Consider the following 13079-nt stretch of genomic DNA (forward strand, 5'->3'; position numbering starts at 1 on the left):
TTTAACAATTTAGGCAAAATAAAAGAAGAACCTTAGTTACTTAGTCATTCACGTTGTCTATTTTTGTCGAAACGATAGTAAAAAGAAGGTACTTCATGTAAAATTTCCTTTGCACCTAAAAATCAGGAGGATCCAATATGAAGAAATTATCTATATTCATTTTTATTTGTTTAATGATGCTAACAGCTTGCAGTAGCGCAGCATCAAATGAAAAACAGCTCACGACAGCCAATATTATTGAAGCTTTTAAAAGTGCTGGCCTTGAAGCAGAAAAACCATCTGATCTTAAACAAAAAGAGTTTGGAAATATAAGAGAAGAAGGAAAAAGAATTCTCGTTCCTTCCTTAGGTGAAAATGCTGGCGGAAGGATTTTTAAATTTGGAAATGAAACTGATTTACAGCAGGCGAAATCCTATTATGATGAGTTAGGCAATGCTGGATCTATGTTCTTCTCTCACACCTATTCAAAAGGAAACTTTTTATTACAAATGAACGGTGAAATGAAAGATGCTGAATTTGAAAAGTATAAGAAAGTAATGGATGAGGAAATAAAATAATTTCATATATTTTTAGAAGAAGGAAGGTCAATAAATGTCATCATTTTGGCTGCTAACAGTTATCCTTACGATCGTTATACTTGTTGTTTCTGTTATCTTTAAAAGAAAGAATGCACCTTTACAGTATGGAATACCATCAATTCTCATCTTCATCAGTATGATCTTATTATTAATCAGTTTTTTCGTAGGAAAGTGGGAAGGTTTAGGACTGGGTGCAATCAGTATATCTTTACTGATTGCATCTGTGATCACCTTAATTATTCATAGTACCTTGAGTTATTTTAGTCATAAATAACATAGAGCCACTTCTGCATAAGAAGTGGCTCTTTCGATTAATTAAAAGTGAAATATGCATAAAAATATACTAATTAAAACAAAAAACCCCCTGAAGCCAATGGCTCCAAGGGGTTTTCTTGATTAATACTGAGACATATACTGATCGCGTTCCCATGGGTGTACTTGGGTTCTAAACATATCCCATTCGATTTCTTTTGATTCGATGAAGTGCTCGAATAAGTGATCGCCTAGTGCGTTGATCATGACTTCGTTTGACTTGAGCAGCTCAAGTGCTTCTGCAAGTGTTGCAGGTAAGTCAGCGATGCCGTTTTCAAGGCGCTCTTCTTTGTCCATGACATAGATGTTTCTGTCGATTGGCGCTGGTGCGTCTAGTTTGTTTTTGATTCCGTCTAGACCTGCTGCAAGTAATACACTTAGTGCAAGGTATGGGTTTGCAGATGGGTCTACACTGCGTACTTCTACACGTGTGCTAATGCCGCGTGATGCTGGAATACGAATCAATGGGCTGCGGTTTTGTGCACTCCATGCTACGTAGCAAGGTGCTTCATAGCCAGGAACAAGACGTTTGTAAGAGTTCACCGTCGGGTTTGTGACCGCTGTGAAGCTTGTTGCGTGCTTCACGATACCTGCGATAAAGTGTCTAGCTGTCTCGCTTAATTGTAAATCTGCTTTTTCATCAAAGAATGCGTTTTTGCCATTTTTGAATAATGATAGGTTACAGTGCATACCAGATCCGTTTACACCGAACAATGGTTTTGGCATGAATGTCGCATGAAGTCCGTGCTTTCTCGCAATTGTTTTCACAACGAGTTTGAACGTTTGAATGTCATCACAAGAGCGGATAGCGCCTGCATATTTGAAGTCAATTTCATGCTGACCAGGTGCTACTTCGTGGTGAGAAGCTTCAATTTCAAAGCCCATTTCTTCAAGCTCAAGCACGATGTCACGGCGGCAGTTTTCACCTAAATCTGTTGGTGCAAGGTCAAAGTATCCACCTTTATCGTTTAGTTCGAGCGTTGGCTCGCCTTTTTCGTCTAATTTAAATAAGAAGAATTCTGGCTCAGGTCCAAGGTTGAAATCACTAAATCCTAGTTCTTCCATTTCCTTTAAGATACGCTTTAAGTTGTTACGAGGGTCTCCATCAAATGGTGTTCCGTCTGGCTTATAAATGTCACAAATAAAGCGTGCAACTTTACCTTTTTCTGCTGTCCAAGGGAAAATAACAAACGTGTTTAGATCTGGATATAGGTACATATCTGATTCTTCGATACGTACAAACCCTTCAATAGATGAACCATCAAACATACATTTGTTATCGAGAGCTTTTTCTAACTGGCTCACAGGAATCTCAACATTTTTAATTGTTCCGAGAATGTCTGTAAATTGCAGACGGATGTACTTTACGTTTTCCTCATTTACTAATTTTACGATATCTTCTCTTGTGTACTTTGCCATTTCGTAAAACTCCTCCCCTACAAAAGGTAAAATGTGTATAGCAATGCTTTTGCTAATTGGTTAACGGAAGAACCTTGACATATCCCCCTGCCTAAAGGTCGTTCCTTGTTGGAAACGTCCAGCCTGAATGAGTTCCTTCTTCAGTAGCTTCCTGAGTTCATCATCTGTCAAGTTGTGTTTCGCTGTGGTTTTCTCCTCTGTCTTTGTTTCAGACGATGGATTTTCTGCCTCAGCTTTGGCAAAAAGTTTTTTGATGCCTGCCATGTTTACACCTTGTTCGATGAGGTTTTTGATTTCTAGTAATTTATCAACATCATGGAAAGAAAACAATCGGCGATTCCCATCACTTCTAGCTGGAAATACTAAACCATTTTCCTCATAATAGCGAATTTGTCTTGCAGATAATTCTGTTAGCTGCATGACAATCCCAATTGGGAATAAAGGCATTGAGCGGCGAATGTTATCACTCATCTCAACTGTCTCCTCCTCTTTGCTTAAATTTATTATATGTCATGTTATATTATGTGTCAACGAAATGTTAGGAATATTAACATGGATTTTTTTATCGAGCAGGCACTTCAATAAAACCTTGCTCTAGTAAGGCATCTACAGCACTGCAAATGGCATTTTTCACATGGGCATACGTGAGACCGCCCTGAACATAGGCTGTGTAAGGCGGTCTAATCGGACCATCAGCTGATAATTCAATGCTGGCTCCTTGGACAAATGTGCCCGCTGCCATAATCACATCGTCCTCGTATCCCGGCATATAGCTTGCATGCGGTGTGACATGACTGTTAATCGGTGATGCATATTGAATCGCCTGACAAAATGCAATCATTTTTTTAGGGTCTCCAAATTCTACAGATTGAATCAAGTCGGTTCTTTTCGCATTCCACGCCGGGTTTGTTTGGAACCCGAGTTTTTCAAGAAAACGCGCTGTAAACACGGCGCCTTTTAAACTTTGTGCAACAACATGCGGTGCTAAGAAAAATCCTTGATACATTTCCTGAAGCGCATACAGCGATGCACCCGCTTCACTGCCGATGCCTGGAGATGTCATTCGATAAGAGCAAGCTTCTACCCATTTTTCTTTTCCGACGATGTAGCCGCCAGTTTTGGCAAGGCCGCCGCCTGGGTTTTTAATGAGAGAACCTGCCATAAGGTCTGCACCCACATGACACGGCTCTTGTAATTCAGTAAATTCACCATAACAGTTGTCAACAAACACAATGATGTCCTCATTGATGTCTTTCACAAATGAAATCATTTGTTCAATTTCTTCTATTGTAAAGGATGGTCTTGACGCATAGCCTTTAGAACGCTGAATCCCGATGACTTTTGTTTTTGGGGAAATAGATTCTTTGACTTTGTCGAAATCGACAGATCCATCTTGACGCAAATCAATGGCTTTGTAATCGATCTGAAAATCTTTTAATGAGCCTGTCCCTTCTTTGCCGCGAATCCCGACAATCTCTTCTAGGGTATCGTAAGGTTTCCCCGTCATGTAGATCAATTCATCACCAGGTCTTAGCACACCGAATAAGGCGATGGAAATGGCATGTGTTCCAGAAATGATCTGCGGGCGTACAAGACCGCTTTCCCCTCCAAATACATCCGCATAGATCTTTTCTAACGTGTCTCTTCCCATATCATCGTAGCCATAACCAGTTGTCGGGTTAAAATGAGAGTCACTGACTTTATGTTTCCGGTAGCTTTCAAGAACCCGCCACTCATTTTGTTCACTCTTTCGATCAATTTGCTGATGTATTTGTGAAATGTCTTGTTCTGCTTCTGCTGCTATTTTTTCTAAAATGGTGCCATGTTTTAAAGTGTGAAACATCGTGATTTAATTCCTTTCCTACAACATATACTTCTTGATTTGTCCTAATATGGTTTGCTCCTCACCACTAAATCCAGTGATGTCATAAAGCTCTGCTTCCTTTTGAAATTCCAGTGATTCCACCAAGGTTTCTGACTTCAAGGCAGATATGAGTTTCCCTTCATATGCCGGAATTCTTACATGATATGGCTTTAAAAAATCTTTTTTCAGTTCAGCCATGATATCCGCTTTTAACCGCTTCACATCTTCCTCGCGCCTAGCACTGATTAAAATGTGGCGCTGCTTTGAGGAAGGGATAAAATCCGGCCGGATTTGGTCTTTTTTGTTATAGACAGTCAGCATCGGAATACGGTCAGCTTCTAATTCTTCTAAAAGCTTATGAACCGTTCGTTCATGCCCTTCATAATCCTCATTCGAAGAATCGATCACATGAAGCAAATAGTCTGCTTCTTTTACTTCTTCAAGAGTGGAACGAAATGCTGCAATCAGTGTGGTTGGAAGGTCTTGAATAAAACCAACTGTATCGGAAATCAGTACACTGTAGCCAGATTCAAGTGTCATTTTACGCGTCATTGGGTCAAGTGTGGCAAACAGCAAATCTTCTTCATGGCTATCCGCTTCTGTTAACTGGTTAAACAATGTTGATTTCCCGGCATTTGTGTACCCGACAATAGCGATTTGGAATACGCCATTTTTCTTCCGTCGTTCCCGGTATCTCGTGCGATGTTCTTTGACTGCAGACAGTTGTCCGTGAATTTCGTGTATGCGGTTTCGAATATGACGTCTGTCTGTTTCAAGTTTTGTTTCACCTGGACCTCTTGCGCCAATTCCGCCGCCTTGTCTTGAAAGGCTGATCCCTTGTCCGCTCAGTCTTGGCAAGGCATACTGAAGCTGGGCAAGCTCTATTTGCAGCTTCCCCTCTCTTGTACGGGCTCTTTTGGCAAAGATGTCTAGAATCAATTGCGTACGGTCAATGATTTTCACATCTAAGGCAGTCGCCAAAGCTTTTAACTGGCTAGGCGAAAGCTCGTCGTTAAAAATAATAACGTCACAGTCTAACTCGTCGCAAAGCACTTCAAGCTCTTCCACTTTCCCTTTCCCGATGTAAGTCGCGCTGTCTTGTCTATTTCTTTTTTGCGTCATGATGCTGACGGCTTCACCGCCAGCTGTTTTGGTTAAGGAAGCTAATTCTTCCATAGAATATTGAAAGCGTTCATCCGTTATATGCGGCAGTTGACAGCCGACAAGGATCGCTTTTTCGATCATTTCATGTTCATTCAACGTCAGTTGTTTCCTTTCTGTACTTAAGTTTCAGTAGTACCATCATACCAAACACACCACACGTATACCACCATTCGGAAGGTTTAATTTCTTGTCTCTTTACAAAAAGGATACGCCATTTCAAGAAGGCGTATCCTCTTTCATTTGCAGATCATGGCTTTTAATCGTAAGTAAATCTTTTTTATCATAATGATCCACAAGAAGCAGCCTCATCGCCTGAGTTCGAATCGCTTTTTCAATGGTGTTTCGCACAAAACGGCCGTTGCTGAATTTGGCAGGACTCGTGGTGCTCTTGATGTGCATTAAATAGTCTCGCAGTTTCCATTCTGCCTCTTGGGTAAAGACATATTCCCGATCGGCCATCATTCGTTTTGCAATATCCATCAGCTGATCGACCGTATAATCAGGGAAGTTGATATTGATCGGAAATCTCGATTGCAGACCGGGATTTAGAGAAAGAAAATGATCCATTTCCTTGGAGTATCCAGCTAAGATGAGGATGAATTCATGCTGCTTATCCTCCATATGTTTTACAAGGGTATCAATGGCTTCTTTCCCAAAATCTTTCTCTCCTCCGCGGGCAAGAGAATAGGCTTCATCGATGAACAAAATGCCGCCTAGTGATTTTTTAATCAAATCTCTTGTTTTTTGAGCTGTATGTCCAATGTACTCTCCAACCAGATCTCCTCGTTCCGCCTCAATTAAGTGCCCTTTTGAAAGAACATTCATTTCAAAGAAAAGCTTCCCGACAAGCCGTGCAACCGTTGTTTTCCCTGTGCCAGGGTTTCCTTTAAACATCATATGAAGCGCTTGCTTTCCTACCTTTAATCCTTGTTCTTGTCTTTTTTGATTGACAAAAATCCAAGCATAAATTTCTTTTATGTTTCGTTTCATTTCATCCATCCCGACAAGGCTGTTCATTTCTCGTTCTATTTCTCGTAGGATACTGTGTTTGGCCTCATTTTTTTGCAAGGCCTCTAAGTATTCTGCCTCTGAATCTGCATCAACCAATACTTGCTTCTGTCCATTAAGTATAATGTTGATTTGGCCGTTATTTTTATATGTGACAGCTCGCTCCAACGTATTCACCTCTCGCTCTTCTCTCTTTAATCTATTCGGGTGGAGCTGTAATCGTGACAATCGCCCGCACTAGCATCGGTTTACTGTCAAAATGACCCGAGATACCGGTTATTGTAGGGGATTGTGCGGTTTCCCAGGAAATGATGTGCTATTTCCATTGTATTCATCCATTTCGGGCGGACAAACCAACAATTTGTTTTTTCTTAGAAAAATAGCGCCTTTTCTTCCCAAATTGTGCAGAAAAGAGTCTCGATGATTTCCGCATTTTGTACAGGCAATTTTTCTATTTCCTCATAAAATAAAGACGAGGTGATGAATAGATGGTGAAAATTTTTATTGATCCTGGCCACGGAGGAACAGATTCTGGAGCTGCTGCTAATGGACTTTTGGAGAAAAATATCACACTGCAAATTGCGCTTTTTCTGAGAGATATGTTGATTAGTGAATATGATGGGGTTTCCGTCCGCTTAAGTCGTTCAATTGACCAATCCGTCACGTTATCCCAGCGTACGAATGCGGCAAACAGCTGGGGAGCTGACTATTTCGTGTCTATTCATATTAATGCTGGCGGAGGCACAGGTTTTGAAAGTTATGTGTACCCTGGCGTTTCAGCACCAACCACCACGTATCGCAATGCCCTTCATGATGAGATTGTCCGCTCCGTTGATTTTGCCGACCGCGGCAAGAAAACGGCGAACTTCCACGTTCTGCGGGAAACTTCTATGTCTGCCATTTTAACTGAAAACGGTTTCATTGATACGGTAGCTGATGCAAATAAGCTCCGTAACGCTACTTTCCTTCAAGGGATCGCTCGTGCTCATGCCACTGGATTAGAAAAAGCCCTTCAATTGAAAAAAAAAGCAAGTAACCTATATAAAGTGCAAGCAGGGGCTTTCAAGGTCAAAGCCAATGCGGATGAACTAGCAGCTACACTCAGATCCAAAGGATTTGAAGCGCTGGTCGTACTGGATAGCGGCATGTACCGAGTCCAAGCTGGCGCTTTCCGTTCAAAGCAAAATGCAGATGACCTCGTCGCTCGATTAAAGCAGGCCGGTCACGACGCATTCGTTTTTCAATAATCTAAAAAACAAACCGGCTCAAGTCATCTTTAGAGCCGGTTTGTTGTCTATCCAATTATGCTAAAATGTTCACGACAAATTGAGACCATGTTTCAAGACGATCGAAGTACTCAGGCTTTTTCAAATCTGTTACTTTCATCCATTTGCCTGAGATTTGATCTGTTTCTTTTACTTCTACATGAGCACCCGGTGATAATTCAAGGGCTGATAACAGTCCGATGTGCACACGGCCGACACTGTTGTCATCATCATTAATGAGTCCAAGGGTTTTCATCTCAAGTTTGTCTTCTTCTTGAATCGAAAGTTCCTCGTCCAGTTCACGATCGGTATTTTCTTTTAGAATTTCAGCAAATTTTTTTCCTTCAATGAAATTCATATGACCGCCAAAGCCAAGAGATAACTTATGATGTAAGCGCGTCTCTCCCCCGCCTTGAAGTCTTTCATATACATACACTTCGTCCTCACGCTTAATAACGACATAAGGTATCGGCTGTTTGAAGTCAGGATTTTCTTCTGCATCGCCTCTTCGCATCTGCTCGAAGTGCTCTTCGATTTCTTTCATTATGGTGCTGATTGTTTTCTCTTCACTATTCACACCATTAAACGCAAGCGTTTCGTTTTGGAACACGCGTGCGCGCGGTGCAACTAAAATCATTTCGTCCATTTTTCCCATGTTCGGTAACCTCCAGTATGTAACACATTGTTAGAAATGGCAAAAAGCCAAAACGAGTGATGCGTTTTGACTTTTGCGTTTTACTTATGATTCATCTCCAAAGAAGAAATCGTCATCTTTTAACGGCTCAACTGTTGCCTTTTTGTAGCCGTTCCCTTTCATTGAGAAGAAGTCATGTGACTTTGTTTTTGTATTGAGTCCGTTCAATACAATTGGGTTGATCTCTTCTTCTTCAAAGTAAGGGGCAAATCCAAGGTTCATTAACGCTTTATTGGCATTGTAACGAATGAACTTTTTCACATCATGCGATAAATTGACTTGGTCATAAATATCCTCAGTGTAATGAAGTTCATTTTCATAAAGCTCATTAAGCAGATCGATAGAGAAATCATAAAGCTCTTTTTGCACGTCAGGTGTTTGTTTGTTGTAAATTTCTTGTGCTAACAATCCAACATACACACCGTGAATCGCTTCATCGCGCAAAATCAAGTTAATGATTTCACCACTTTGCATGAGCTTTCCTTGACCGTAGAAATATAGCGGGTAGTAAAAGCCGCTATAGAATAGGAAGCTTTCTAAATACACTGAAGCAACCATTGCTTTAAATAAGGAAATCGGGTCATCCTTTTGAATGGAACGGTACAGACCTACAATCATATCTGCTTTCTTTTGCAAGAATTTATTTTTCTTGACCCATTCAAATACTTCACTAATCGTTTCAGTCGGTGCAAGCGTCATGAAGATATTTGAGTATGATTTTGCATGCACGGCATTTTCCATCATGGCCATAAAGTTTAACACGGCTTTACGTTGATGACCGTCCACATGTTCAGCCACTATCGGCATTCCTGTATTTCCTTGTTCTGTATCAAGCAACGTCAGTCCAGCCAGTACCTTCATGTACGTATCTCGCTCTTCTTCACCTAAATATTTCCATGTTAAGAGATCCCCGTTTAAGGAAATCTCTTCTGGAAGCCAGAATTGCTTGACGTTTTGGTTGTAAAACATTTGTGTAAAATCGTCTTCGTGTTTTGACCAGTTGGCTGCATCATAAATTTTTGTCACGTTAAACTCTCCTTTAATCAAACAACACAAGAAAGACAGCCTTCCTGCCCTGTATCCTTCGTTCTTGCATAATAAAGTGTCTTAATGCCTTTATGGTGTGCATAAAGATCGATGCGGTTTAAGTCACGCGTTGTCATCGTATCTTTTAGGAATAATGTAAAGCTGATTCCTTGATCGACGTGCTGCTGAATGGTTGCGATCATATCGACTACTTTAAACATGTCCATATCGTATGCTTCTTTATAGAAGAACCAGTTTTGTGCTGAAAGACCTGGCATTGGATAATACGTTTTGCTGTTTCCGTATGTTCTTTCTTCGATACGTTCCATAATTGGCATTACAGAAGCTGTTGCCGATTGAACATACGAAATAGAACCTGTTGGCGCAATACATAATCGATAGCTATGGTACATGCCATTTTCCGCTACAAAATCTTTGAGTGCTGCCCAATCTTCTTTTGTTGGAATGTGCATGCCTTCAAATAGCGCAGCTGCTTTTTCTGTTTTTGGAGTGAAATCATTTTCTACGTATTTATTGAAGTACTCACCTGTTGCATAACCAGAGCCCTCATAACGGTGGAATGTTTCCCCTTTTTCTTTTGCAAGTTCACTTGAACGCTTAATGGAGTAATAGTTCACCATCATAAAGAACGTATTAGCGAAATCTCTTGCTTCTTCACTTTCATAAGCGATTTGGTTTTGAGCTAAATACCCATGAAGGTTCATCGCACCAAGTCCAATTGACTTCATCGCTTTGTTCGCTTTTCTAACAGCTGGTGCATTGCGGATATCTGTTGTTTCAGACACAAGTGTGAGTGAGTCCGTTGCAAGCTTGACTGTTTTTTCAATGGATTTGTTTTTCATCACGTTCATGATATTTAAAGAACCAAGGTTACAAGAAATATCAAGTCCGATCTCATCATCTTGATCATAGTCCGTGTAAGAAGAGACTTCTGAAGCTTGAAGTACTTCTGAGCAAAGGTTTGAGAATTTCACACGTGAAATATGGTTCAGAGCGTGCTCTCTATTCACATTATCTTGGAACATGATATATGGATAGCCTGATTCTGAGCGCAGAACAGCTAATTTTTCAAGAAGTTTTCTTGGATTGACTTTTTCTTTTTTGACTTTCGGGTTTTCTACAAGCTCGTCATACATTTCTTCCATATCCATCTCATCAAGATGCTGTCCATAAGTTTTATAAACTGTATGAGGATAGAATGTATAAGCTGTTTTATCTTCTCTAGCAAGCTCGATAAATTTATCTGGGATGACGACACCGATCGAAAGTGTTTTCACACGAACATCTTCATCCGCAGAGATTTTTTTCGTATCTAAGAAATCATTAATATCTCTGTGGAAAATATTCAGGTAGGCACTGCCTGAACCTTGTCTTTGTCCCATTTGATCTGCATATCGGAATGCATTATCAAGAAGTTTCATGACGCCTACGACACCTTTGGTCGCATTTTCAACATCTTTGATCGCTTCACCTTTCGCACGAAGCTTTGAAAGGTTCAAGCTAACGCCGCCGCCTAATTTAGACAGCTGCATGGAAATATCAATGGCTCTTGAGATATCGTTTAATGAGTCATTCACTTCAAGCAAGAAGCAGCTCACCAGCTCACCACGTCTTTTACGGCCTGCGTTTAAGAATGTTGGTGTACTTGGCTGATACTCTTGGTTGATCATCAGTTCCACAAACTCAAGTGCTTTCTTTTTGTCTCCGCCCGCAAAGAAAAGAGCCACAACTGAAATGCGGTCTTCATAGCGTTCAAGGATTTTCTTTTTGTCATTTGTTTTCAGTGCATAGTCATTGTAAAACTTAAACGCACTCATAAATGATGGGAATCTAAATTTCTTGGCATATGCAGCTTCAAATACTTCTTTAATATCTGACATGCTGTATTGTCTTAAAAATTCTTCCTCATAGTAGTCGTTTTCTATTAAGTAATCAATCTTCTCTTCTAGATTATGAAAGAAGACCGTGTTTTGATTAATATAATCTACGAAATAACTATGTACAGCTTCTTTGTCCTTGTCGAACTGAAACTTTCCTTCTTTTTGAATCATAATCTCGTTATTTAATTGTATCCACTTTGGAACCTGATTTTGTGACAATTCTTTCTACCTCCTGTGTAAACAATTCAACATCCCTTTTTGTTCCGCTTAGTTCAAAGGTGTGCAAAATAGGAACTTGATATTGTTTAGAAATCGTATCGGCGCTTTTGGCAAAGTTATCTCCCCACACTTTGTTCCCACTCACCGCTACACCTAGTAAAAGGTGCGCATTTTTCTCTAAAAATGACTGAGTGGTACCAGGGACTTGTCCAAATCCTGTCGTAAAGGTGACGAGAATAAACGGCGTATCCAAAAACTCTTCTCCAGTCAATTTTCGTTTGTCTGTAAAAGGGGTCTTGTCCAAAAAGCGTTGAACATTTCCTGTTTTTGAATCAAATACGATTTGAATCAATTCCATCACGACCTAGTTTTTAGTATTGTTGATCATTTCGTTATTCACTATATATAGTATACTATGTTTTTTCAAAACACAACATATAGATACTCGAAACGAAAAAAATCAACCAACCCGGCCGAACATTCATAGCCGAACTCGTACGTTCAAATAAATAGAGCAGAGCAGGTTCTAAAAATAGACTGCCCTACTCCCTATTCAACTGAAACCGAAATCTATCATAACACGAAAAAAAATCGCTTAGTAGACTAGACTTTTTGTTTTATTTTTTGTAGGCATCGCACTGTAAATCTTCTGACACTTCTGTTATTTCCACTTCAACACCTAATTCTTTGAGCACCGCTTCAAGCGCAGAGACGATCGAGGCTTCTCTTACTAACTCTTTCCCGTTTACAGAAACGCTTGTTCCATATTCGAAACAGGAGTCATCTTCACAAGTTTGTTCCCAATGATTAATTATAATTTTGTGTGTCATGAACTCATCCTTTTCTGTCTAGATGTCTGATGCATGTTTATAGTGTAGCGACTTCACATTCATTTGTAAATTTACGTGCTTACTCTTCATCAAAGTCTTCACTATCACCATCATCTTCATCCCATTCATCTATGTACTTTGTCGTAATGAGCGTCAGCTCTCCTTCTTTTTCATCAAACCGGTATACATGTACTTCATCATCTTTCACAACAGCAATGTGATTATTTTTTAGCGCAACAGATGATGGTAAAAGACCATCAACATGGCTCCCATCATGCTCACTAGAATGGTTATGCCAACTTTCTTGTCTCGTTTCGATGTTCGAGATGGCGCATGATCCAAATAAGACAACGATTCCAATCAAAAGAAGGATCACTCGAATCCTTCTCAATTCAAGCTCTGCATTTTCCATATAAATCCCCTCACCTTTTAAATGTCCAATAAGGATTTATACGCAACTTGGACAGAAAAGTTTCATGGCATACAAAATAGCCCCTCTGCACTGACAAAAAACGTAGCGGGTTTCGGCCGGTTTATTCGCAGCTGCATGGGGCTATTGGTGAAAACGGGTGTTTATTCTAATTCAAGATTTACATTTTTTTGAGGAGCAAATGTTGAAATCGCATGTTTATAAATAAGCTGCTGCTTCCCTTCTGTCTCAAGCAGCACCGTGAAATTGTCAAATCCCTTTACTTGACCGCGAAGCTGAAAGCCATTCAGTAAAAATACTGTGACAAATGTATTGTCTTTGCGGATCTGATTCAAAAATTGGTCCTGAATATTAATCGGTTTCATGTTT

At 40.1% G+C, this 13079-nt stretch carries 15 protein-coding genes; 3 read left to right on the top strand and 12 right to left on the bottom strand.

Annotated features, from left to right (window positions below; genetic code table 11):
* Positions 1–137 precede the first annotated feature (137 nt).
* Both ACSBQP_RS04270 and ACSBQP_RS04275 read left to right on the top strand, forming a co-directional pair.
* Positions 138–557, top strand: coding sequence for a hypothetical protein (locus ACSBQP_RS04270; RefSeq protein ID WP_024720408.1), 420 nt, complete (start codon positions 138–140; stop codon positions 555–557).
* Between the two features lie 34 nt (positions 558–591).
* Positions 592–852 carry a YesK family protein gene (locus ACSBQP_RS04275; protein WP_125588815.1) on the top strand — a complete coding sequence of 87 codons (261 nt, stop codon included), beginning with the start codon at positions 592–594 and terminating at the stop codon, positions 850–852.
* Positions 853–974: 122 nt separating this feature from the next.
* Here the strand turns inward: ACSBQP_RS04275 and glnA are convergent, their stop codons facing one another.
* The 5 genes from glnA to spoVK all read right to left on the bottom strand — a co-directional run bounded on the left by glnA (position 975) and on the right by spoVK (position 6513).
* Positions 975–2309: a type I glutamate--ammonia ligase gene (gene glnA, locus ACSBQP_RS04280; protein WP_007499421.1), complete on the bottom strand. Its 1335-nt coding sequence runs from the start codon at positions 2307–2309 to the stop codon at positions 975–977.
* 60 nt (positions 2310–2369) lie between these two features.
* Entirely contained in the window at positions 2370–2780 is a 411-nt protein-coding gene (locus ACSBQP_RS04285; RefSeq protein ID WP_007499423.1) for a MerR family transcriptional regulator, read from the bottom strand.
* 91 nt (positions 2781–2871) lie between these two features.
* Positions 2872–4152 (bottom strand): aminotransferase class I/II-fold pyridoxal phosphate-dependent enzyme, encoded by a 1281-nt coding sequence (locus ACSBQP_RS04290; protein ID WP_048002222.1) that lies wholly within the window; start codon positions 4150–4152, stop codon positions 2872–2874.
* 18 nt (positions 4153–4170) lie between these two features.
* On the bottom strand, positions 4171–5433 hold the full coding sequence (gene hflX, locus ACSBQP_RS04295; RefSeq protein WP_017359031.1) for a GTPase HflX: 1263 nt from the start codon (positions 5431–5433) through the stop codon (positions 4171–4173).
* Between the two features lie 120 nt (positions 5434–5553).
* Positions 5554–6513: a stage V sporulation protein K gene (gene spoVK, locus ACSBQP_RS04300; RefSeq protein ID WP_008344008.1), complete on the bottom strand. Its 960-nt coding sequence runs from the start codon at positions 6511–6513 to the stop codon at positions 5554–5556.
* 320 nt (positions 6514–6833) lie between these two features.
* On the opposite strand from spoVK, the gene ACSBQP_RS04305 reads away from it, so the two are divergent.
* Complete coding sequence (locus tag ACSBQP_RS04305) at positions 6834–7592, top strand: N-acetylmuramoyl-L-alanine amidase (protein WP_008344009.1); 759 nt, start codon at positions 6834–6836, stop codon at positions 7590–7592.
* A gap of 55 nt (positions 7593–7647) precedes the next feature.
* Here the strand turns inward: ACSBQP_RS04305 and ACSBQP_RS04310 are convergent, their stop codons facing one another.
* The 7 genes from ACSBQP_RS04310 to hfq form a co-directional block, all read right to left on the bottom strand.
* Complete coding sequence (locus ACSBQP_RS04310; RefSeq protein ID WP_007499431.1) at positions 7648–8265, bottom strand: hypothetical protein; 618 nt, start codon at positions 8263–8265, stop codon at positions 7648–7650.
* 84 nt (positions 8266–8349) lie between these two features.
* Positions 8350–9330, bottom strand: a complete 981-nt coding sequence (nrdF, locus tag ACSBQP_RS04315; RefSeq protein ID WP_008344010.1) for a class 1b ribonucleoside-diphosphate reductase subunit beta — start codon at positions 9328–9330, stop codon at positions 8350–8352.
* Between the two features lie 17 nt (positions 9331–9347).
* Complete coding sequence (gene nrdE / locus ACSBQP_RS04320; RefSeq protein WP_019743850.1) at positions 9348–11450, bottom strand: class 1b ribonucleoside-diphosphate reductase subunit alpha; 2103 nt, start codon at positions 11448–11450, stop codon at positions 9348–9350.
* Positions 11410–11802 carry a class Ib ribonucleoside-diphosphate reductase assembly flavoprotein NrdI gene (gene nrdI / locus ACSBQP_RS04325; protein WP_017359034.1) on the bottom strand — a complete coding sequence of 131 codons (393 nt, stop codon included), beginning with the start codon at positions 11800–11802 and terminating at the stop codon, positions 11410–11412. The genes nrdE and nrdI overlap by 41 nt, the downstream gene beginning before the upstream one ends.
* Before the next feature lie 265 nt (positions 11803–12067).
* On the bottom strand, positions 12068–12280 hold the full coding sequence (locus tag ACSBQP_RS04330) for a hypothetical protein (RefSeq protein WP_099496523.1): 213 nt from the start codon (positions 12278–12280) through the stop codon (positions 12068–12070).
* A gap of 79 nt (positions 12281–12359) precedes the next feature.
* Entirely contained in the window at positions 12360–12692 is a 333-nt protein-coding gene (locus tag ACSBQP_RS04335; protein WP_035391989.1) for a YmzC family protein, read from the bottom strand.
* Positions 12693–12853: 161 nt separating this feature from the next.
* Positions 12854–13075 (bottom strand): RNA chaperone Hfq, encoded by a 222-nt coding sequence (gene hfq, locus ACSBQP_RS04340; protein WP_003211269.1) that lies wholly within the window; start codon positions 13073–13075, stop codon positions 12854–12856.
* Positions 13076–13079: the final 4 nt, after the last annotated feature.

Source organism: Bacillus sp. G402, from assembly GCF_051172515.1.
GTDB classification, from domain to species: domain Bacteria; phylum Bacillota; class Bacilli; order Bacillales; family Bacillaceae; genus Bacillus; species Bacillus altitudinis.

What these genes read in the sequence shown, in the direction of transcription:
- ACSBQP_RS04330 (WP_099496523.1), bottom strand. Translation starts at nt 12,280, where the DNA reads ATGACACACAAAATTATAATTAATCATTGGGAACAAACTTGTGAAGAT.
- ACSBQP_RS04335 (WP_035391989.1), bottom strand. Translation starts at nt 12,692, where the DNA reads ATGGAAAATGCAGAGCTTGAATTGAGAAGGATTCGAGTGATCCTTCTT.
- glnA (WP_007499421.1), bottom strand. Translation starts at nt 2,309, where the DNA reads ATGGCAAAGTACACAAGAGAAGATATCGTAAAATTAGTAAATGAGGAA.
- ACSBQP_RS04270 (WP_024720408.1), top strand. Translation starts at nt 138, where the DNA reads ATGAAGAAATTATCTATATTCATTTTTATTTGTTTAATGATGCTAACA.
- ACSBQP_RS04275 (WP_125588815.1), top strand. Translation starts at nt 592, where the DNA reads ATGTCATCATTTTGGCTGCTAACAGTTATCCTTACGATCGTTATACTT.
- hfq (WP_003211269.1), bottom strand. Translation starts at nt 13,075, where the DNA reads ATGAAACCGATTAATATTCAGGACCAATTTTTGAATCAGATCCGCAAA.
- ACSBQP_RS04310 (WP_007499431.1), bottom strand. Translation starts at nt 8,265, where the DNA reads ATGGGAAAAATGGACGAAATGATTTTAGTTGCACCGCGCGCACGCGTG.
- ACSBQP_RS04305 (WP_008344009.1), top strand. Translation starts at nt 6,834, where the DNA reads ATGGTGAAAATTTTTATTGATCCTGGCCACGGAGGAACAGATTCTGGA.
- ACSBQP_RS04285 (WP_007499423.1), bottom strand. Translation starts at nt 2,780, where the DNA reads ATGAGTGATAACATTCGCCGCTCAATGCCTTTATTCCCAATTGGGATT.
- ACSBQP_RS04290 (WP_048002222.1), bottom strand. Translation starts at nt 4,152, where the DNA reads ATGTTTCACACTTTAAAACATGGCACCATTTTAGAAAAAATAGCAGCA.